This window comes from Streptomyces sp. A5-4, from assembly GCF_051131715.1.
Lineage (GTDB): Bacteria > Actinomycetota > Actinomycetes > Streptomycetales > Streptomycetaceae > Streptomyces.
Map to the genome: position 1 here is coordinate 1367782 of NZ_CP178591.1, position 18890 is coordinate 1386671.

The window sequence follows — 18890 nt, forward strand, 5'->3', positions numbered from 1 at the left end:
TCGCGCAGCGTCGCTCCGGGTGGCCCCGTCGCCCGCCGCCGGAGCTGAGCCTCCGTCAGCAGCCGTCGCAGGGGCAGCAGCAGTCGCAGCCGCAGTCGGGGCAGTCGCAGTCGCGGCAGCAGCCCTCGCGCTTCTTCCTGGACCAGGGGCCCTCGTACTCGCCGGCGCAGCACATCTGGCAGGTGCAGCACAGCCCGATCGCGACCGCGCAGCCCGCCCAGAACCCGCGTTTGCCGGGCTTCGGCGGCTCGTACGAGAAGCCGGGCGGCGGCCCGCCGGGACCACCGGGCGCGCCCGGCATGCCGGGAACACCGCCACCGTAGGGATTGCCGCCCTGGGGAGTCCCTCCGTAAGGGGTGCCGCCGTGGGGATTGCTCGTACCGTACGGCCCCACGCCGTTCCCGGATCCGGTCGGCGGCGTCCCGTACGCCTGGACCTGCCCCTGCCCCCGTACCTGACCCTGGTGTCCGCAGCTCGTCGTCCCGAACGCCCGGTCCACCGACTGCCGCAGCTCGTGGGCCAGCAGTACGTGCGCCAGCCTGTCGTCCACGAAGTGCGCGTCGCGCAGGGCCAGCCGTACACCGCGCAGCGCGTCCTCGCACAGCCGCCGGGCCTCGGTGCGGTCGGTGCCGGTCGCCGTCAGCGGGTTCCAGGCACCCGACGCCGCGTCAGTTTCCTGGTCCTCCACCGCATCCAGCAGATGCGCGAGGCGGCCGAAGAGCCGGCCGGCCTCGGCCAGCGGCGCCGCGTTCTGTGGCCTGCCCGCCAGTACCGCGGTGTGCGCGAACGCCGCCGCGGTCGCGGTCTCGGTCGGTTCGGTGACGGTCAGCAGTGAGGTACCGGGGCCGGCCAGCGCCTCGATCGCGCCCTGCCGGTCGACCGCGTCGACCAGCACAGCCGTGTCGAAACCGAGCGAGGCGCCGGTGCGGGCCCCCGCCCTGTCCCATCCCGCGGCGACCTTGCGCGCCGCCGCGGCCACCGGTCTGCGGGCCAACACCCCGTCCCGGTCGGCGACGTGGTCCCGGACCTTCGCGGAGGCGAGCACCAGAGAGACGGCGGCGGCGAGTCTGGCGCCCTCCCCCTGCGCGACCGGCGCGGTGCGCATGGCGCGCAGCGGACAGGGGCCCGCGGTGCGCCGCCATCCCGTACCGCGCTCGACCTGAGCCTCCGTCAGAACCGAGACGATCAGGCCGTCGTAGTTGGTGACGACCCTGGCGAGCTGGCCGTGGTCGCTACGAAGTGCCAGGCAGAGGCCGCACAGATGGGCCATCCACTCGGTCTTGAGCCCCTCGGTGAGCCGATGGCTGCAGGGCCTGACGATTCCGAACACGGCGCTCCCCCGGGAGTCTTTCGACAGTGCGGCCCGCATCGTACCGAGGCGATCCGTTCACCCGTACGACCCCTTCGTCACCCGTGTGGCCCGACCATCATATTTTTCACTCTGTCAGCAGCCTTACACGGCAACAACCTTGACGAATCAACACACGTTCTGCACCAGTACCGTCACGAATCCCCTGCGCGCCGACTATTCACTTGGCGCGTAATCCGCATGATGGACGACCATAGGGAAAGCGGAACACAGACTGACCGCGGTGAAAGGAGGCGTCCCATGGGATCGGTTCGCAAGGCCAGTGCCTGGCTCGGACTCGTTGAGGACAGCGACGACGACCGCTACTACGACGACGAGTACGCCGAGAAGAGCGAGACAGCCAACCCCTGGGTCACGGACCCGCGGGTCCAGGTGGCCTCCGAGAAGGCCGAGGACCACGGTCGCAGGATCGCCACGGTCACCCCGGACAGCTTCCGGGACGCGCGTGGCATCGGCGAGCTCTTCCGGGACGGCGTTCCGGTCATCGTGAATCTCACGTCCATGGAGCCCGGCGACGCCAAGCGTGTCGTGGACTTCGCCGCTGGACTGACCTTCGGCCTGCGCGGCTCGATCGAGCGCGTGGCGACCCGGGTCTTCCTCCTGAGCCCCGCCAACACGATGGTCGTCAGCGGCGAGGCCGCCGGCCGTTCCACCGACGGCTTCTTCAACCAGAGCTGAGCGGGGCGCTCGCCGACCGCACTCCGGCCGGGTGTCCACGTATCACCGTGGGCGCGTCTTTACCGGAAGGCGTCCAGGCCGGTGAGCGCCTTGCCCAGCACCAGCTGATGCATTTCGACGGTGCCCTCATAGGTGAGCACCGATTCGAGGTTCGTCGCGTGCCGCATCACCGGGTACTCCAGTGAGATGCCGTTGGCGCCCAGGATCGTCCTGCTCGTCCGGCAGATCTCGATCGCCTCCCGCACATTGTTGAGCTTGCCGAAGCTGACCTGCTCGGGCCGGAGCCTCCCCGCGTCCATCCGCCGCCCCAGGTGGTGGGCGAGCAGAATGCCCTTGTGCAGCTCGACCGCCATGTCGGCGAGCTTGGCCTGGGTGAGCTGGAAGCCGCCGATCGGCCTGCCGAACTGCTCGCGGGTCTTCGAGTAGTCGAGCGCCGACTCGAAGCTGGCGCGGGCCGCGCCCATGGCGCCCCACACGATTCCGTACCGCGCGTGGCTCAGGCAGCTGAGCGGCCCCTTGAGACCGGTGCCCCCGGGAAGCACCGCGTCGGCGGGCAGCCGCACCTCGTCGAGGACCAGCTCGCTGGTGACCGAGGCGCGCAGCGACCACTTGTGCTTGATCTCCGGGGCGGAGAAGCCCGGGGTGTCGGTCGGGACGAGGAACCCCCGGATTCCGCTGCCCGCGCCCGCGCCGCCCTCGTCTGTCTGCGCCCAGACGACGGCGACGCCCGCCACCGAGCCGTTGGTGATCCACATCTTGCGGCCGGTCAGCACCCAGTCGGCGCCGTCCCTCTTCGCGTACGTACGCAGACCGGCCGGGTCGGAGCCGTGGTCGGGCTCGGTCAGGCCGAAGCAGCCGATGATCTCCCCCGCCGCCATGCCGGGCAGCCAGCGCTGCTTCTGCTCCTCGGAGCCGAAGCGGTGGATCGCGTACATGGCAAGCGATCCCTGTACGGACACCAGTGAGCGGATGCCGGAGTCGGCGGCCTCCAGCTCCAGACAGGCCAGGCCGTACTGGATGTTGCTGGCGCCCGCGCAGCCGTATCCGTCGAGAGACATGCCGAGCGCGCCGATGGAGCCCAGCTCACGGGCGAGGTCGCGGATGCCGGGGAGCTCGCCGCGCTCGTACCAGTCGGCGATGTGCGGCAGGACGCGGTCGGCCGCCCAGGCACGCACGGTCGCGCGGATCGCGAGGTCTTCGGGGGCGAGCAGATCGTCGATGCCGAGCGGGTCGCCCGGGTCGAACGGCGGGACCTTCGCAGGGGAAGCGGGGGGAGTTGCGGACATGACTGGCCCTCCGGCGGCTCACGGACTGCGTAAAACTAGCAGTGTTAGTTACGGTTTTCCGCCGACGTTACGGGTCACACCACGGCCCGTCCAGACCCGGCCCGCTCAGCATGCTCCCGGCACGCCGGAACCGGCGCCGGGAGAACCTGGTCCGCGACGTCGGCCGTTTCAAGCTCCCGCGCACCGCACTCCATCAGACGCGGCAGCCGGAGCGCGGCCAGCGCGCCGAGCAGCAGCAGACCCGCGCTCACGAAGAGCGTCACATGCAGGCCGTGCACAAAGGAATGGCGCGCGGCGGCGCGCAGCGCGGCACCGGCGGGGCCGCCCAGCTGGGCGGCCACCTGGTACGCCTCGCCGAGCGAGTGGGCCGCGGCGGAACTGTCCCGGACCGGGACCCCCGGGACCGCGGCGAGGCCCGGCGCGTAGACGGCGTTCATGACGCTGCCGAGCAGGGCGATGCCGATGCCCGCGCCGAGCTGGTAGGAGGTCTCACCGATGGCCGCCGCGCCGCCCGCCTGCTCGGCCGGGGCCTCGCTGAGCATCGACTCGTACGAGCCGAACAACGTGGTCTGGAGACCGAAGCCGAGCAGTATGAACCCGATGGTCAGCAGCCAGGGCCGGTCGTGCTGCCCCATCAGGGTCAGGACGAGAACGGCGCCGGCGGTGAGCGTGAAGCCGAGCGAGACCATCGCGCGCGGGCCGATGCGCTGCAGCGTGTACGAGCCGGTGGCGCCCGCCGCCATCGCGGCGAAGGTGAGGGGCAGCAGCCGCAGCCCGGTCTCCACCGGGCTCAGGCCGAGCACCAGCTGGATGTACTGGACGGCGACCAGCTCCAGGCCGACCAGCGCGAGCATCGCGAGGACGATGCAGCCCACGGCAGTGGAAAAGGCGGGCCTGGCGAACATCCGCACATCGACCAGCGGGTACTTCCTGAGCTTCTGCCGCCGCAGGAACAGGACCAGCAGCGCGGAGCCCACCAGCAGCGGCACCAGGGTCCGGCCGTCGAGGATGTCCGCGCCGCCGCCCGCCCGCTTCACACCGAGCACCACACCGAGCACACCGGCCGCCGCCATCAGCGCGCCGAGCACGTCCCAGGGGCCCTGGCCGCCGCCTCGGGACTCGGGCAGCAGCCAGCGGCCGACCGGCAGGAGCAGCGCCATCAGCGGGATGTTGATCAGGAAGACCGAGCCCCACCAGAAGTGCTGGACGAGGAAACCGCCGAGCACGGGTCCGGTGGCGGCGCCGGCGGCCGCGACCGCCGTCCACAGGCCGATGGCGACGGCACGCTCGCGCCGGTCGGGAAAGACCTGGCGGAGGATCGACAGCGTCGCGGGCATGATCATCGCGCCACCGACGCCCAGCAGGGCGCGGGCCGCGATGAGGATGTGCGGGGTGTCGGCGAAGGCGGCGAGGGCGGAGGCCACGCCGAAGAGCCCGTATCCGATCAGCAGGATGCGGCGTCTTCCGACGCGGTCGCCGAGGGTGCCGAAGAGGATCAGCAGTGCGGCGCAGACCAGCGGATAGGCGTCGACGATCCACAGCAGCTCCACGCCGCCGGGTCGCAGGTCCTCGGTGACGGCGGGTACCGCGATGTGCAGGATGGTCGCGTCGAGGGCGACGAGCAGCAGGCTGACGCACAGGACGCCGAGGACGACCCAGCGGTTGCCGGCGACGGGCAGGCGCGGAGCATGTCGGGTGGCGCCCGCAGACCGTTGAGTTCCGGCCGTGGTCGTCCCTGACATGTACGTACCTCCCAGTGGAATCCCTCGCGCTCGGCGGACCGGCGGGGACGGTGGTGCGCAGTGTCCCGCGGGGGCCCGGCATCGACGGGCGAGTGAGCCGTCAGAGTACGCGAGTTCCCCCACGCGCCGCGTGTCCCAACTCTCACCTCGGCGGACGACCGGGTGTGGCGTGCGCCACGCCCCGGGGGCGACCAAATGATCTTGTCGGATCCGGGCCGGCCTCATGTGGGAGCGGCCAATTCCGTGTTGCGTTCCGGTGAACCGAATTCATCGACACACAATCAGCCTTGCTTACCAGCCTCTGAATGAATAGGGCACAAGGTCATCCGGTATTCGGGATTGGCCGGGAATAACACCGCCGATGAGACACACCCCACATCACATCGTCATCACAAAACAGCCGGATGGGCCGGGCTTGTCACTCACTCGCTGTAACGTCGATTGGGTGCGTACCGACCGAATCTTTGCCCGGCTGGACCGGGAGCCGGAGCCGCCGAAGACAGAGATCCCCGGGATGAGCGTTACCCGAACGGTCCTCTTCGGTTCGACGTTGGCGTTCTACATCGCCATCGTCTGGGCTGTGCTGATCGTGTCCTGGCTGGTGACCCTCGACTGGAAGGTCATGCTGTTCCGCCCGTACGAGCAGTGGCCCGAGCTGCACGCCTTCCTGGACTACTTCGTGGTCCTCGGGCAGCGCGGCCCGACCGCCGTGATGGTCGCGGCCTGGCTCGGCTGGCGCTCCTGGCGTCAGCACACGCTGCGGCCCCTGCTGACCCTGGGCGCGTCCATCCTGCTGCTGAATGTGACAGTGGGCGCGGTCAAGCTCGGCCTCGGCCGACTCGGGCCGCACTACGCGACCGAGATCGGCTCCGCCGAGATGTTCGCCGGCGGCGATATATTTCCCTCCGGCCACACCGCCAACGCGGTGGTGACCTGGGGCATCCTGGCCTACCTGGCCACCACCCCGCGGGCCCGGCGCTGGCTGTCCGTGCTGTCCGCCGTGGTGGCCCTCGGAGTCGGCGCGACCACGGTCTACCTGGGCACCCACTGGCTGAGCGACGTACTGCTCGGCTGGGCCGCCGGCCTGCTGATCCTGCTGGCCCTGCCCTGGTTCGAGCCGATGATCGGCCGCACCGAGGCGTGGATCTTCGACGTGCGCGAGGTCTGGCGGGCCCGCCGCAGGCTCGCCGCCGCGCTGCCCGCACCGGCAGGCGGACCCGCGATGCCCTCGCTCTTCCCGCAGCGGCGCCCCTCGGGCGCCGAGAAGCCCGTCCGTGAACCGGTGGGCGCGGGCAGGCCATCGGGGGCCAGGGCGTCCGTGCATCTCAGCCAGCGGGCGTACACGGTCCGCTCCGAGCGTCCCTCCGTCACCCCTGCGGGCAGCCGCCGCCCGCCGCACGCGGACCGCGCGGGCAGCACGGCCCGGGGCAGCACGTCGGCCCGCCCCGTGACCGGCGGCTGACCCACCGACCGGACCACTTCCGCCCGAGGGAGCCGCTCAGCCCTGCCAGCAGCGGGTGACGGTCTCCTCGGCCACCTCGAAGTTGAGCCGGCCCGTCAGGTACTCCATGGTGATGATCGCGCCCGGCGGCAGCGCCCTGACGGTGCTCCAGCCCCGCTCGCGGGCCAGGCGTTCCGCACTGGTGGCGTCGAGGCCGACGTAGGCCCCGGGAGCGTCGTCGGGCTGTGCCGCTGGGGTCGGTATAGGTGCCATGCGGCTCACCGTAGGCGGCCTCGGGCAGGGACGGAAGTCCGGGCCCGTCGGGGCACCACCCCCACTCAGGTACCTCACCGGTCACGCTTGTGTCACAGGATCACGACAAGCGTTTGGCATGAACGCCTTCACCCGAAAGGGCAGTTCCTTATCCGGACAAGATGAATTGCGTGCCCGTTGAACGATCACGAAAGCGCCTCGCCGCAATTCATCCCGGTCTCCCCTCGCGCGGCCGTCCGGTTTCCGGCCACAGGCACCGCCGGGATATCTGACGGGCCGTAGCCAATTCACGGTTTCCGCACAGAATCCGCACCGTCCAGAGTGAGTCGCGACACGCTCGCACGCGTATGCGGCCGAGTACGCACCCTGTTGGATCCGGGGTGGACGCGAGCATCATGTGTGTCCTGCCTGGTACCTGAAGCACGATCCGCCGTCAGTCGGAGAGTCGCACAGCGAGGGGGCACACCATGGGGACGGAGACCGTCGAAGCGGTTGCTGAGCCGGCCGGAGTGCGCAGGCCGGGGCGGGTGGTCGTGGACTGGCTGACGACCACCGATCACAAGAAGATCGGGCACCTCTACCTGATCACTTCATTCGTCTTCTTCCTGGCCGCCGGGCTGATGGCCCTGATGATGCGCGCCGAGCTGGCCCGCCCCGGGCTGCAGCTGATGAACAACAACGAGTTCAACCAGGCGTTCACGATGCACGGCACGATCATGCTGCTGCTCTTCGCGACCCCGACCTTCGCCGGCTTCGCCAACGAGATCATGCCGCTCCAGATCGGCTCACCCGACGTCGCGTTCCCCCGGCTGAACATGCTCTCGTACTGGCTGTTCCTCTTCGGCGGACTCATCGTGCTGGGCTCACTGCTCGTGCCCAGCGGCCCCGCGAACTTCGGCTGGTTCGCCTACGCCCCGCTCAACGGCCTGGAGCGCTCTCCCGGCATCGGAGCCGATCTGTGGATCATGGGGCTGGCGCTCTCCGGCTTCGGCACGATCCTCGGCGCGGTCAACTTCCTGACCACCATCATCGGGATGCGTGCGCCGGGCATGACCATGTTCCGGATGCCGGTCTTCACCTGGAACGTCCTCTTCACCTCGATCCTGGTCCTGCTCGCCTTCCCGGTGCTGGCGGCGGCGCTGCTGGTCCTGGAGGCGGACCGGCGCTTCGGATCGATGGTCTTCGAGGCCGAGTTCGGCGGCGCGCTGCTCTGGCAGCACCTCTTCTGGTTCTTCGGCCATCCCGAGGTCTACATCATCGCGCTGCCGTTCTTCGGCATCATCACCGAGATCATCCCGGTCTTCTCCCGCAAGCCGATCTTCGGTTACGTGATGCTCGTCGGCGCGACCATGGCCATCACCGGTCTCTCGGTCGTGGTCTGGGCCCACCACATGTTCGCGACGGGCGCGGTGCTGCTGCCCTTCTTCTCCTTCATGTCGTTCCTCATCGCGATTCCGACCGGGGTGAAGTTCTTCAACTGGACGGGGACGATGCTCAGGGGCTCGCTCTCCTTCGAGACACCGATGCTGTGGGCCGTCGGCTTCCTGGTGAGCTTCCTCTTCGGCGGCCTGACCGGCGTCATCCTGGCCTCCCCACCGCTGGACTTCCACGTCACCGACTCGTACTTCGTGGTGGCGCACTTCCACTACGTCGTCTTCGGCACGGTCGTCTTCGCGACGTTCGCGGGCTTCTACTTCTGGTGGCCCAAGTTCACCGGCAGGATGCTCGACGAACGGCTCGGAAAGCTGCAGTTCTGGACGCTGTTCGTGGGCTTCCACACCACGTTCCTGGTGCAGCACTGGCTGGGCGCCGAGGGCATGCCGCGGCGGTACGCGGACTATCTGGCGGCGGACGGCTTCACGCTGCTCAACACCATCTCCTCCATCGGCGCGTTCCTGCTCGGCCTGTCCACGCTGCCGTTCCTCTACAACATCTGGAAGACCGCGAAGTACGGGAAGAAGGTCGACGTCGACGACCCGTGGGGCTACGGCCGTTCGCTGGAGTGGGCGACCTCCTGCCCGCCGCCCCGCCACAACTTCGTCACGCTCCCCCGGATCCGCTCCGAGTCGCCCGCCTTCGACCTGCACCACCCCGAGTACGCGGCCTTCCAACGGGCCACCCAGGTCACTCCGGCGCGCCTCGATCCAGAGAGCGCGCGAGGAGATCACGGGCCGACCGGATCCGTTCCGTGAGCTCCGGGGGCTCGACCACCTCGAAGTCGAAGCCCATGAGCATGATGTGGATGATCAGCACGTCGAGGCTGGCCGCGCCCGCGCGCAGCAGACAGCTGTGCTCGTCGACCGCTTCCAGTACCCCCGCACTGGGCGAGACGACCTGCGCGGCCTCCTCCATGGGCACCCGGAGCCGCACCACGGCCGTGGCGGCGTACGCCCCGTTGGACACGCCCTCGGAGACGTATGCCGCGAGGTCGTCGGCCGGCGGATCGCGGGGAACGAAGCGCGGGCCGTGCGGGGGCGTCGGGGTGATCCGGTCCGCCCGGAACGTACGCCAGTCGGACCGGTCCAGGTCCCAGCCGACGAGGTACCAGCGGCGTTCGGTGCACACCAGGCGGTGCGGCTCGACCGTGCGGCGGGTGCCGGCGCCCGTGTGGTCGCGGTAGTCGAAGCGCAGCCGCTCGCAGTCGCGGCACGCGTTGGCGAGCTCGGTGAGCACCGAGGCGTCGACGGTCGAGGCCTGCGGGCCGCGCAGCATCGGCACGGTGAAGGCGTTGAGCGCGCCGACCCGCCGTCTCAGCCGGTGCGGCAGGACCTGTTCGAGCTTGGCCAGGGCCCGCACGGAGGTCTCGCCGATGCCCTCGACGCCGTTGCCGGCCGCCGTGCGCAGGCCGACCGCGACGGCCACCGCCTCCTCGTCGTCGAGCAGCAGCGGCGGCAGCTCGGCGCCGACGCCGAGCTGGTAGCCGCCGCCCGTGCCGGGGCTGGCGTTGACCGGGTAGCCGAGCTCGCGCAGCCGGTCCACGTCACGCCGCACGGTGCGCGGAGTGACGCCGAGGCGGTGGGCCAGGGCCGGGCCCGACCATTCGCGGTGGGCCTGAAGCAACGAGAGCAGGCGCAGCAGACGTGCCGAAGTCTCCAACATGCGCCCGAGTCTGCCAGCGCTCGCGGACAGCTACGGTCCGCGAAGGAGGCGCCGGTGGGATGACTACGTTGTCGGCTGCCCGGCGGTGTCGAGACGCACGCTCAGGTCGTTGTCGACGGTGAAGTACGGGTAGGCGGTGGTGGGCCGGGCAGCGTCCTCGACGGGCAGCACCGGGTACCGGAAGACGCCCTTCTTCTCCCAGATGTCGTCCAGGATCCGCCCGATCCGCACCCCGGCGGCGCCGTGCGGGCCCGTCGGGCACAGCCATAGGTCCCACAGCCGCTGCTCGTCCCCGCGCCCGTCGGCCAGCGGCCCGTACGGCAGCGTGAAGGTGAACGCGCCGCCGCCGGTGCCCGTCACCGGCACCCGGTGCACCAGGTCCTTGTTCGCCCGCAGCCTGGCCTCGACGACCGCGCCCGCGGCGAGCTCGACCCCGTACAGCCTGCCCTCCGCGGTCATCGCGCCCTGCCCGAAGGCGAGCGCCCCCGACTCCGCGTGCGGCGACCGCAGCCAGCAGCGCACCGCCAGCCTGCCGTCGGCGGTCGGGTACGGGATGCGCACGGCGACCTGGGCGCGATCGGCCTCGGGGTCGCGGTCCACGAGGGAGCGCAGGTCCCGGATGCCGGGCTCGACGCGCTGCTCGGCGGTGGCGTCCCCCAGCGTGGTGAGGGCGTCCCAGCGGCCCTCGGCCAGCTCGACGGTGCTGGGCAGCACGGCCCGCAGCCTGCCCTCCCCCGACGGGGTGAGCGGCAGCCGCATCTCGGCCGCCGCGCCCTTGCCGCCACGACGGCGCAGCACCAGCGCCGCGCCGGGCGACGGTTCACCCGCCATGTCGAAGGTGACGCCGCCCGCGGAGTCCGCGATGCAGTCGGCGCGCGGCGGCCAGGTGCGGGTCGAGGTGCTGGTCATACGGTCTGCCCTTTCCGGAGCACGGAGGCGGCCTTGTAGCGGAGGGAGTACGCGCCGTCGAGCGCCGCTCCGCGGGCGAGGCACAGCGCGTCGCGCGTCCGGCTGCGTGAGCCGCCGTTCACGCCCCGGGCGACGAGCTCGGTGAACAGCGCCTCGTGGCGTTCGGCGATGCGGGCCGGGTCGAAGCGGGCCGAGCTCACCAGCGCCGCCGCGCCCATGGTGCGCCGCAGCTCATCGTCCTCGATCAGGCCCAGGAGCGCATCGGCCATCGCGCCGGAGTCGCCGGTGGGCACCAGCCTGCCGTCGGTCCGGTCGGTGATGATCTCGCGGGGTCCGTGCGGGCAGTCGGTGGAGACGACCGGGACACCGCAGCGCATCGCCTCGACGATGGTCATGCCGAAGGACTCCGTGCTGGAGGTGACGGCGGCTATCGAGCCCTTGACCCATTCGGGCTCGATGGGGTTGGTGGTCCCCATCAGGAAGACGTGGTTGTAGAGGCCCAGCTCATTGACGCCCGCGTCGCCGCTGCCGTAGATGCGCAGCCGCCAGTCGGGGTGGGCGGCGGCCACCTTCGCGAAGGCCTCGATCAGCAGGTCGTAGCGCTTGACCTTGGTGAGGCGGCCGGCGGCGATGATCCATTTGCCGCGGCCGTCGGCGGGGGCGACGGTGGCGGCGGGCACGCTGTTGGGCACGGCCTCGATGCGGACGCCGGGCAGTTCGAGGCGGGTGCGGTAGGCGCGGGCGTCGGCCTCGGTGACGGTGGTGACGGCGTCGAGGAGGGCGTAGCGGTAACTCAGTTCGCGGCGCAGGCGGTAGCCGTGGCCGTCGAGGGTGAGATGCTCCTGGCCGACGCGCACCGGGCCGCGCCTGGTCTGGCGGGCTATGTGCACGTTGAGGCCGGGGCGGGTGCCGACGACGACATCCGCCGCCATCGACTTCAGGTGCGCCGCTATTCGGGTGTCGGTGAGGCGGCTGTACTGCTTGTGCCGGCCGTCACCGCGCGCGAAGACCTTGGCGGGGAGGGCGAAGAGGGGGGCGTCGCCGTCGAAACCGGGACTCTTCTTCCGCAGGTCCACGAGGTGATCGAGGTGTACGCCGACGGGTGCGCCCAGCGCCGGGTCGTCGCGGTGCCGGAAGACGGAGACGATCTCGACGTCGTGCCGCTCGGCCAGCACCTGCGCAAGGTTGAACGTGGTGCGGATCGTGCCACCGATGCCGTACGCGTTGTGGAGCAGAAAAGAGATGTGCATACGCTGACGAGTCCCCCTGATCGTCCGCAGACCTTGGCCAGAGGTCTACTAGCTTTCAGGATTGGACTGTACTTGGCACTTTCGCGTCGTTTTGGATGCTATCTGAATCGTTCCTGAACGGTTGTCGCATTGATAACCCGCGCGAGCAACCTTTCACCTACTTCACTCATCAGGGCCGATAGGGAAGCTGTGGAACGGTGAAACAGTTCTCGTTCATGTCGCCGCCCTGGGTGACCCAGCCCTCCCCGTCCTTCCAGCGCGCCACCGACAGGCAGGTACGCCTCGAATCGGGCGGCTGTGCCCGGTGCTCGTAACTGACCGGGAGCAGCAGGCCGCGCGCGGTGTACGGCTCGTCCCGGTTCATATACGCCTCGACGCACGCGCGCGTGAGCGGGCGCGGCGCTGGCCGCGCTGGGCGGTGGCATGCTCGGAATGGGGCTGCGCGCCTTCGATCCGGCGGCGTACGACCCGGTGCGCGCCTTGCTGTGGTTCGCCGCGGTGGTCGTCCTGGGCGCCGACAACCTCCTCGGCGCCTGCGCGGGCGCCGCTCTGCTGGTGGGCCTGGACGCGGGGGCGCGCGGCGGGGCGGCGGCCGCGGTGATCGGCGTCCTGGCCCTGCTGGTGGGCCGCCTGCCCACCGCCCCCCACCGGATGCTGCGGTGGCCGCGCCCGGCCGTGCGGGAACCAGGGGCCGGGCCGACACGAAGGGGGCCCCCGGCCGCGCCGAAGGCGGGGCCGGGGTTGGTGCCCCCGGCGGCTCCCGCACCCGCGCCGGGGGAGGGTGCGGGGGAGGGTGCGGGGGCGGGGCGGCGAGTGCGCCCGGCCGGTGCCTCCTCCCGCGGCGCCCCGGTCAGAAAGGGCCGGACCCGCGGATCCGTACCCCGGCCGCCCCTGCGGGCCCGAGGCATCCGGGTCGCCTACGGCGCCTTCACCGCGCTCAACGGAGTCGACCTCACCGTCACGCCGGGGCGCGTCACCGGCCTCGTCGGGCCCAACGGGGCCGGCAAGAGCACCCTCTTCCACTGCCTGTGCGGCACGCTCCGCCCGGACGCGGGGCGGGTCGAGCTGGACGGCATGGACATCACCCGCAGACCCGCGCACGCCCGTACGCGCCTCGGCATCGCCAGGACATTCCAGCAGCTCGCCGTCTTCCCCTCCCTCAGCGTCGAGGAGAACGTGCGGCTCGGCGCCGAGCAGGGCCACGCCCGCGACCCGGGCGCCGTCGAGCCCGCACTGCGGCTCCTGGGCCTCGCCGGTCCCGTGCGCCGCCTCCCCGCCGCCGGTCTGCCCACCGGCGCCCTGCGGCGGGTCGAGCTGGGGAGGGCGCTCGCGGGCCGGCCGCACACGCTCCTGCTCGACGAGCCCGCCGCCGGCCTGGACACGGCGGAGACCGAGCAGCTGGGCCGCGTCATGGGCGCCCTGGCAGCGGACGGCATGGCGGTCCTCGTCGTCGAGCACGACCTCGACCTGCTGGACGGCATCGCCCACACCGTGCACACGATGACGGCGGGGAGTCTCCGGTCATGAGCATCGAGATCGAGCTGCGCCACGCGCGCGTGCGCTACGGGCCTCTTGAGGCTCTGCACGGAGTGGACCTGCCCGTCCCGGCGGGCGGCGCGCCGACCGTGCTCCTGGGGCGCAGCGGCTCCGGCCGTACGACCGCGCTGCGGTCGCTCGCCGGGACCGTGCCGCTCGCCGCGGGCCGGGTGGTGTGGCGCGGTGCGGACGTCACCCGCATGCGCCCCCACGACCGCGCCCGCCGCGGCCTGTGCTTCCTACCGGACCGGCACGCCGTGTACGCCACCCTCACCGTCGCCGAGAACCTGGAACTCGCCTCACCGGACGGCGACTTCGCTCCGGCCCTGACCGGCTACCCGGCGCTCCGCGCCCTGTTGCCCCGCCTCGCGGGCACCCTGTCCGGCGGCGAGCAGCGGATGCTCGCCGTCTCGCGCGCCCTGCTCACGCACGCGCGCGTGGTCCTCGTCGACGAGCCGACCCAGGGCATGACGCCAACCGGCGCCGCCCGTACGTACGAACTGCTCGGCGTTCTCGGCGCGGCCGTCGTGGCCGCGGAACAGAGCATGCCGCCCGGCCTGCGGGCCCGGACGGCGCCCCCGGTGATCGTGCACGAGCTGCGACGCGGGTCCGTCGTATTCAGCGGAGAGGCGTCCGAACTGCGCGGTGGGCCGGGGTGGTGAGCCGCACCGCGCGGTAGGCCCGGGTGACGAGCCGCCGGGCCGTTCCGCACCCGACCGTCGACATGGAGTGAGGGCTTCCGGCAGCTGGTTCACCCTCCGCGCCCGACGGTTCGATTCCGTTCGCTTCCGTGCGTGACCCCGGCCGCAGATCACCCGTTGTTCAGTTGACGAGCCGGGAACCTCCCGGCATCCGCACCGAGTTCGAGGAGCCACCCGTGTCGCGCATGCTCGACGTCAGCGACGACGTACGCGCCGAGATCGGCAATGAAGAGGCCGAGCGGCTGCTCTCCGGCGGCAACGCCCCGGGCAGCTACGACTGCACCTCATGCCGTACCCCGGGCGACTCAGATCAAGAACGCACCAGCACGGTGCTGTTCGTCGGCGACGAGACCGCGGTCCTCGCCTTCGCCCACGCCACCTGCATCCCCTCGCAGGTGGTCCAGGTCGCCGAGGAGCACCTGCAGGGCGCCGTTCGCAGCATCACCGGCGGTGGCCCCGAGAGCCCCGGTGGCGGCCCCACCGACCTCGCGTCGGACCAGGCCGTGCTCGGCATCACCAGCGGTCTCGTACTGATCAACCACCAGCTCCACCCGGCGCTGGTCGTCGAGCCGACCGGGCCCATCGCCCGCCCGGGCTCCCTCGGCGACACCGACGAGTTCCTGCCGCTCCTCACCGACCAGGGCTTCCAGCAGCTCGCCAACCTGGACCAGCCGCCCGCCGTGCTGCCCGGCTGGTCCGTGCTGCTCGCCGCAGGTCAGCTGCACGCCGTGCTCCAGCCCGGCGTCGGCGGCGGCCCCGCCGTCTCCTGGTGGCAGGCCCACCAGCCGCTCCAGGTGACCGACGGCTGGCGCGCCGCCGCCAACAGGTCGCACACCGTGCTGGTCTTCGCGGCGCCCGTCGGATCCATCGGTCAGCAGCCCCGCGAGGACCTGCTGCGCGACATGCTGGAGAAGGCCGCGGCCGGGGGTCTGCTGGTCGGCGGCGCGATGCCGCTGGCCGGCACCTGACGGGGCCGCACGGCTTGGCCGTGCTTCCACGCACCCCCGCCGAACAGCGAATTCGCCGCTCGGCCCGCATCCGAGAGGCGGTGGGGTCGTTGCCACATATGTGCACTCATACGACCCCTCCCGCCATCAGCCGTACCCGAACCCGATCCCCGCGATGCGCCCTCCCCATCAGGCCCCGCAGGCCGAGCAGTCGCACACCCCGATCTACGACGCCCTGTACTCGGAGTACCTCAGGTCCTTCCGGGCTCTGCCCGGAGATCGCCACGGCGAGGAGGATCTGGGGTTCACCGCCTTCGGCCCGAGGACGCACCAGGGCCCGGGGACCGGCTCCGGCCAGCACAGCGGCTACGGGAACCACTCCGGCCAGGGGATGAACAGCGGCTACACCAGTTCCTGGCACAGCAACAGCAATGGGCGGCAGCACACCGGAAACCACGTTCCGGCGGCGCTGCCGCCCGCCCCCCGCAGAGGGTTCTGAGCCCCGGGGCCCGTCCGGGCCCGCAGGACTCGGGGCGCCCCCACCGGGCGCCCCCGTCACTGCCTACTTGTTGCGGCCGCGCTTCTCGCGCACCCGCACCGAGATGTGGATCGGGGTGCCCTCGAAGCCGAACTCCTCACGCAGCCGGCGCTCGACGAAGCGTCGGTAGCCCGCCTCCAGGAAGCCCGAGGCGAAGAGCACGAACCGCGGCGGCGCGGCGCCCGCCTGCGTACCGAAGAGGATGCGGGGCTGCTTGCCGCCACGCACCGGGTGCGGGTGGGAGGCAACGATCTCGCCGAGGAAGGCGTTGAGCCTGCCCGTCGGGATCCGGGTCTCCCAGCCCTCCAGCGCGGTCTCGATCGCCGGAACCAGCTTCTCCATGTGCCGGCCGGTGAGCGCCGAGACGTTCACCCGCGGCGCCCAGGCGACCTGGGCCAGCTCGGTCTCGATGTCGCGCTCGAGGTAGTAGCGCCGGTCCTCGTCGAGCGTGTCCCACTTGTTGTACGCGATGACGATCGCGCGGCCCGCGTCGACGGCCATCGTGAGAATCCGCTGGTCCTGGACGGTGATGGACTCGCTCGCGTCGATCAGGATGACCGCGACCTCGGCCTTCGAGACGGCGGCGGCGGTACGCAGCGAGGCGTAGTAGTCCGCGCCTTCCTGGAGGTGGACGCGGCGGCGAATGCCGGCCGTGTCGATGAACTTCCAGGTGACGCCACCGAGCTCGATCAGCTCGTCGACCGGGTCGCGGGTGGTGCCGGCCTGCTCGTTGACGACAACACGGTCCTCCTTCGCCACCCGGTTCAGGAGCGAGGACTTGCCGACGTTCGGGCGGCCGATGAGCGCGATACGGCGGGGGCCGCCGACGGTCAGACCGAAGGTCTGGGCCGGCGCCTCGGGCAGCGCCTCGAGAACGGCGTCCAGCATGTCGCCGGTGCCGCGGCCGTGCAGCGAGGAGACGGGGTGCGGCATGCCGAGCCCGAGCGACCACAGCGCGGTCGCGTCGGCCTCGCCGCTCTGGCCGTCGACCTTGTTGGCGCACAGCACGACGGGCTTGCCCGCCTTGCGCAGCAGCCTGACGACGGCCTCGTCGGTGTCGGTCGCGCCGACCGTGGCGTCCACCACGAAGACGACCGCGTCGCAGGTCTCGATGGCGTACTCGGCCTGGGCGGCGACGGAGGCGTCGAGCCCCAGTACGTCCTGCTCCCAGCCGCCGGTGTCGACGACCTTGAAGCGGCGGCCGGCCCATTCGGCCTCGTAGGTGACACGGTCGCGGGTGACGCCGGGCTTGTCCTGGACGACGGCCTCGCGGCGGCCGATGATGCGGTTCACCAAGGTCGACTTGCCGACGTTGGGGCGGCCGACGACGGCGAGGGTGGGCAGCGGGCCGTGTCCGGCGAGCGCTCCCTCCACTTCCTCGGGGTCGAAGCCCTCGGTCGCGGCGAGCTCCATGAACTCCGCGTACTCGGCGTCGCCAAGCGATCCATGCTCGTCGCCGGAGTGATTCTGGTCGTTCATGAAGTCCGTTCCTCGTTCATCATCGATGGCCCACGATCGCGTGGTCCACTACTCAAGTTTCGCCCAGCGCCCGGTGAAGCGCTTGGCAGTTTCCAAGTGGGCGCTCAGCCGCTCCTGGATGCGCACTGTGGCGTCGTCCAACGCCTTGCGGGTACGCCGTCCGCTGCCGTCGCCGGCCTCGAAGGCATCGCCGAAGACGACATCGACTCGGCTGCGCAGCGGCGGCAGCCCCCGTATCAACCGTCCGCGGCGATCCGTGCTTCCCAGTACCGCCACGGGGACGATGGGGGCACCGCCGCGCACCGCGAAGTACGCGAGCCCGGCGCGCAGGGAGGCGAAGTCGCCCTCGCCCCTGGTGCCCTCGGGGAAGATCCCGAGGACGCCGCCGCCCTGAAGGACACCGATCGCGTCCGTGACGGCCTTGCGGTCCACGGTCGTACGGTCCACCTTCAGCTGCCCGATTCCCCGCAGGAACGGGTCGAGGGGGCCGACGAACGCCTCTTCCTTGATCAGGAAGTGCACCGGCCTGGGGGCCGTACCCATCAGCATCGGTCCGTCGATCATGTGCGAGTGATTCACCGCCAGGATCACCGGACCGGTCACGGGCACCCGCCACGCCCCGAGAACCCGCGGCTTCCACAGCCCGTACATCAGCACGATGCCGATGCCCCGGCCGACCGCCGCACCGCGCGGCGTGGGTGCGGTCACTTCGCGGCCTGCTTCTCCTCGATGAGGATGACGACGCACTCGATGACCTGCTGGAGCGTCAGCTCGGTGGTGTCCACCTCGACCGCGTCGTCCGCCTTCGCGAGCGGCGAGGTCTTGCGGCTGGAGTCGGCCGCGTCCCGCTTGACCAGTGCTTCCCTGGTGGCTGCCAGGTCGGTCGAGTCCTTGCCCTTGAGCTCGCCACTGCGGCGGGCGGCGCGGGCCTCGGGCGAGGCGGTCAGGAAGATCTTGAGGTCGGCGTCCGGCAGCACCGTCGTACCGATGTCGCGTCCCTCCACGACGATGCCGGCCTCGGCACCCTTCGCGATGGAACGCTGCAGGTCGGTGATGATCGTCCGCACCTCGGGCACCGCGCTGACCGCGCTCACCCTGGAGGTGACCTCCTGGGTGCGGATCGGCCCGGAGGCGTCCACGCCGTCCACGGTGATCGTCGGGGCGGCCGGGTCGGTGCCGGAGACGATCACGGGCTTGGTCGAGGCGTTCGCCACGGCGTCGGCGTCGGTGACGTCGACGCCGTTGTTCAGCATCCACCAGGTGATGGCCCGGTACTGGGCACCGGTGTCCAGGTAGCTGAGGCCGAGCTCGACCGCGACAGCCTTGGAGGTGCTCGACTTGCCCGTGCCGGAGGGGCCGTCGATGGCGACAATCACTGCTGCCGGGGCGGTCCGGGCGGCGGTTTCCACGGTGTCGGACACCTTCCTGGTACACGGGCTGGGGTGGCGGGGACGAATGATTGCCCCGCACAAGGTTACTGGCTGCGCCGGGCCACCCCGTACAGACCGCTGTCCGGCCCCCGCGAGGGCCCGGTCGCGGCCCGCCGGACCGGCCCCAGGACGCCGTGGTGGGCGGCGCCGGCGGTCACTTCCGGGTGGGCCGGCGCGCACCCCGCGCTCGCATCGGACGGCCCGAGGGGGCC

At 71.3% G+C, this 18890-nt stretch carries 16 protein-coding genes and 2 pseudogenes; 7 read left to right on the forward strand and 11 right to left on the reverse strand.

Annotation, left to right across the window (positions count from 1 at the left end):
• Positions 1–55: 55 nt before the first annotated feature.
• The gene (locus tag ACLLJJ_RS06315; RefSeq protein ID WP_434588272.1) at positions 56–1330 is read right to left on the reverse strand and encodes a DUF5685 family protein; all 1275 of its coding nucleotides are present in this window, start codon (positions 1328–1330) and stop codon (positions 56–58) included.
• 279 nt (positions 1331–1609) lie between these two features.
• On the opposite strand from ACLLJJ_RS06315, the gene ACLLJJ_RS06320 reads away from it, so the two are divergent.
• Positions 1610–2047, forward strand: coding sequence for a cell division protein SepF (locus ACLLJJ_RS06320; RefSeq protein WP_434588273.1), 438 nt, complete (start codon positions 1610–1612; stop codon positions 2045–2047).
• A gap of 59 nt (positions 2048–2106) precedes the next feature.
• Here ACLLJJ_RS06320 and ACLLJJ_RS06325 read toward each other — a convergent pair whose 3' ends face one another.
• The gene (locus tag ACLLJJ_RS06325) at positions 2107–3333 is read right to left on the reverse strand and encodes an acyl-CoA dehydrogenase family protein (protein ID WP_434588274.1); all 1227 of its coding nucleotides are present in this window, start codon (positions 3331–3333) and stop codon (positions 2107–2109) included.
• 74 nt (positions 3334–3407) lie between these two features.
• Positions 3408–5075: an MFS transporter gene (locus ACLLJJ_RS06330; protein ID WP_434588275.1), complete on the reverse strand. Its 1668-nt coding sequence runs from the start codon at positions 5073–5075 to the stop codon at positions 3408–3410.
• A 445-nt stretch (positions 5076–5520) separates the two neighbouring features.
• Here ACLLJJ_RS06330 and ACLLJJ_RS06335 point away from each other — a divergent pair, with 445 nt between their 5' ends.
• Positions 5521–6537 (forward strand): phosphatase PAP2 family protein, encoded by a 1017-nt coding sequence (locus ACLLJJ_RS06335; RefSeq protein ID WP_434588276.1) that lies wholly within the window; start codon positions 5521–5523, stop codon positions 6535–6537.
• 36 nt (positions 6538–6573) lie between these two features.
• On the opposite strand, the gene ACLLJJ_RS06340 is transcribed toward ACLLJJ_RS06335, so the two are convergent.
• Positions 6574–6789, reverse strand: a complete 216-nt coding sequence (locus ACLLJJ_RS06340; protein WP_434588278.1) for an I78 family peptidase inhibitor — start codon at positions 6787–6789, stop codon at positions 6574–6576.
• Between the two features lie 467 nt (positions 6790–7256).
• Between ACLLJJ_RS06340 and ctaD the strand changes: the two genes are divergently transcribed.
• On the forward strand, positions 7257–8981 hold the full coding sequence (ctaD, locus tag ACLLJJ_RS06345; RefSeq protein ID WP_434588279.1) for an aa3-type cytochrome oxidase subunit I: 1725 nt from the start codon (positions 7257–7259) through the stop codon (positions 8979–8981).
• On the opposite strand, the gene ACLLJJ_RS06350 is transcribed toward ctaD, so the two are convergent.
• From ACLLJJ_RS06350 to ACLLJJ_RS06365, 4 genes and pseudogenes are all read right to left on the reverse strand, one after another.
• A complete protein-coding gene (locus ACLLJJ_RS06350) occupies positions 8914–9888 on the reverse strand; it encodes a helix-turn-helix transcriptional regulator (protein WP_434588280.1) in 975 nt (324 codons plus the stop codon). The two genes, ctaD and ACLLJJ_RS06350, sit on opposite strands and share 68 nt — an antisense overlap.
• A gap of 63 nt (positions 9889–9951) precedes the next feature.
• Positions 9952–10797, reverse strand: coding sequence for a transferase (locus ACLLJJ_RS06355; RefSeq protein ID WP_434588281.1), 846 nt, complete (start codon positions 10795–10797; stop codon positions 9952–9954).
• Positions 10794–12047 carry a glycosyltransferase family 4 protein gene (locus tag ACLLJJ_RS06360; RefSeq protein ID WP_434588282.1) on the reverse strand — a complete coding sequence of 418 codons (1254 nt, stop codon included), beginning with the start codon at positions 12045–12047 and terminating at the stop codon, positions 10794–10796. Before ACLLJJ_RS06360 ends, ACLLJJ_RS06355 begins: the two co-directional genes overlap by 4 nt.
• A gap of 169 nt (positions 12048–12216) precedes the next feature.
• Positions 12217–12441, reverse strand: a pseudogene (locus tag ACLLJJ_RS06365) (ABC transporter substrate-binding protein); the annotation flags it as partial.
• On the opposite strand from ACLLJJ_RS06365, the pseudogene ACLLJJ_RS06370 reads away from it, so the two are divergent.
• From ACLLJJ_RS06370 to ACLLJJ_RS06385, 4 genes and pseudogenes are all read left to right on the forward strand, one after another.
• Positions 12441–13574 (forward strand): annotated as a pseudogene (locus ACLLJJ_RS06370) (ATP-binding cassette domain-containing protein); the annotation flags it as partial. The pseudogenes ACLLJJ_RS06365 and ACLLJJ_RS06370 sit on opposite strands and share 1 nt — an antisense overlap.
• Positions 13571–14245, forward strand: coding sequence for an ATP-binding cassette domain-containing protein (locus tag ACLLJJ_RS06375; RefSeq protein WP_434588283.1), 675 nt, complete (start codon positions 13571–13573; stop codon positions 14243–14245). The pseudogene ACLLJJ_RS06370 and the gene ACLLJJ_RS06375, both read left to right, overlap by 4 nt.
• Positions 14246–14460: 215 nt before the next feature.
• The gene (locus tag ACLLJJ_RS06380; protein WP_434588284.1) at positions 14461–15252 is read left to right on the forward strand and encodes a hypothetical protein; all 792 of its coding nucleotides are present in this window, start codon (positions 14461–14463) and stop codon (positions 15250–15252) included.
• A 154-nt stretch (positions 15253–15406) separates the two neighbouring features.
• Entirely contained in the window at positions 15407–15730 is a 324-nt protein-coding gene (locus tag ACLLJJ_RS06385) for a hypothetical protein (protein ID WP_434588285.1), read from the forward strand.
• Between the two features lie 63 nt (positions 15731–15793).
• On the opposite strand, the gene der is transcribed toward ACLLJJ_RS06385, so the two are convergent.
• From der to cmk, 3 genes are read right to left on the reverse strand one after another with little or no spacing between them, the layout of a single operon-like run.
• Positions 15794–17248, reverse strand: coding sequence for a ribosome biogenesis GTPase Der (gene der / locus ACLLJJ_RS06390; RefSeq protein ID WP_434588286.1), 1455 nt, complete (start codon positions 17246–17248; stop codon positions 15794–15796).
• A gap of 48 nt (positions 17249–17296) precedes the next feature.
• Positions 17297–17995 (reverse strand): lysophospholipid acyltransferase family protein, encoded by a 699-nt coding sequence (locus ACLLJJ_RS06395; protein ID WP_434588287.1) that lies wholly within the window; start codon positions 17993–17995, stop codon positions 17297–17299.
• Positions 17953–18657 (reverse strand): (d)CMP kinase, encoded by a 705-nt coding sequence (gene cmk, locus ACLLJJ_RS06400; protein ID WP_434588288.1) that lies wholly within the window; start codon positions 18655–18657, stop codon positions 17953–17955. The genes ACLLJJ_RS06395 and cmk overlap by 43 nt, the downstream gene beginning before the upstream one ends.
• Positions 18658–18890 lie beyond the last annotated feature (233 nt).

Coding starts and splice junctions, on each gene's coding strand:
- ACLLJJ_RS06320 (WP_434588273.1), top strand. CDS start 1,610: ATGGGATCGGTTCGCAAGGCCAGTGCCTGGCTCGGACTCGTTGAGGAC.
- ACLLJJ_RS06325 (WP_434588274.1), bottom strand. CDS start 3,333: ATGTCCGCAACTCCCCCCGCTTCCCCTGCGAAGGTCCCGCCGTTCGAC.
- ACLLJJ_RS06330 (WP_434588275.1), bottom strand. CDS start 5,075: ATGTCAGGGACGACCACGGCCGGAACTCAACGGTCTGCGGGCGCCACC.
- ACLLJJ_RS06340 (WP_434588278.1), bottom strand. CDS start 6,789: ATGGCACCTATACCGACCCCAGCGGCACAGCCCGACGACGCTCCCGGG.
- ctaD (WP_434588279.1), top strand. CDS start 7,257: ATGGGGACGGAGACCGTCGAAGCGGTTGCTGAGCCGGCCGGAGTGCGC.
- ACLLJJ_RS06350 (WP_434588280.1), bottom strand. CDS start 9,888: ATGTTGGAGACTTCGGCACGTCTGCTGCGCCTGCTCTCGTTGCTTCAG.
- ACLLJJ_RS06355 (WP_434588281.1), bottom strand. CDS start 10,797: ATGACCAGCACCTCGACCCGCACCTGGCCGCCGCGCGCCGACTGCATC.
- ACLLJJ_RS06360 (WP_434588282.1), bottom strand. CDS start 12,047: ATGCACATCTCTTTTCTGCTCCACAACGCGTACGGCATCGGTGGCACG.
- ACLLJJ_RS06375 (WP_434588283.1), top strand. CDS start 13,571: ATGAGCATCGAGATCGAGCTGCGCCACGCGCGCGTGCGCTACGGGCCT.
- ACLLJJ_RS06385 (WP_434588285.1), top strand. CDS start 15,407: ATGCGCCCTCCCCATCAGGCCCCGCAGGCCGAGCAGTCGCACACCCCG.
- der (WP_434588286.1), bottom strand. CDS start 17,248: ATGAACGACCAGAATCACTCCGGCGACGAGCATGGATCGCTTGGCGAC.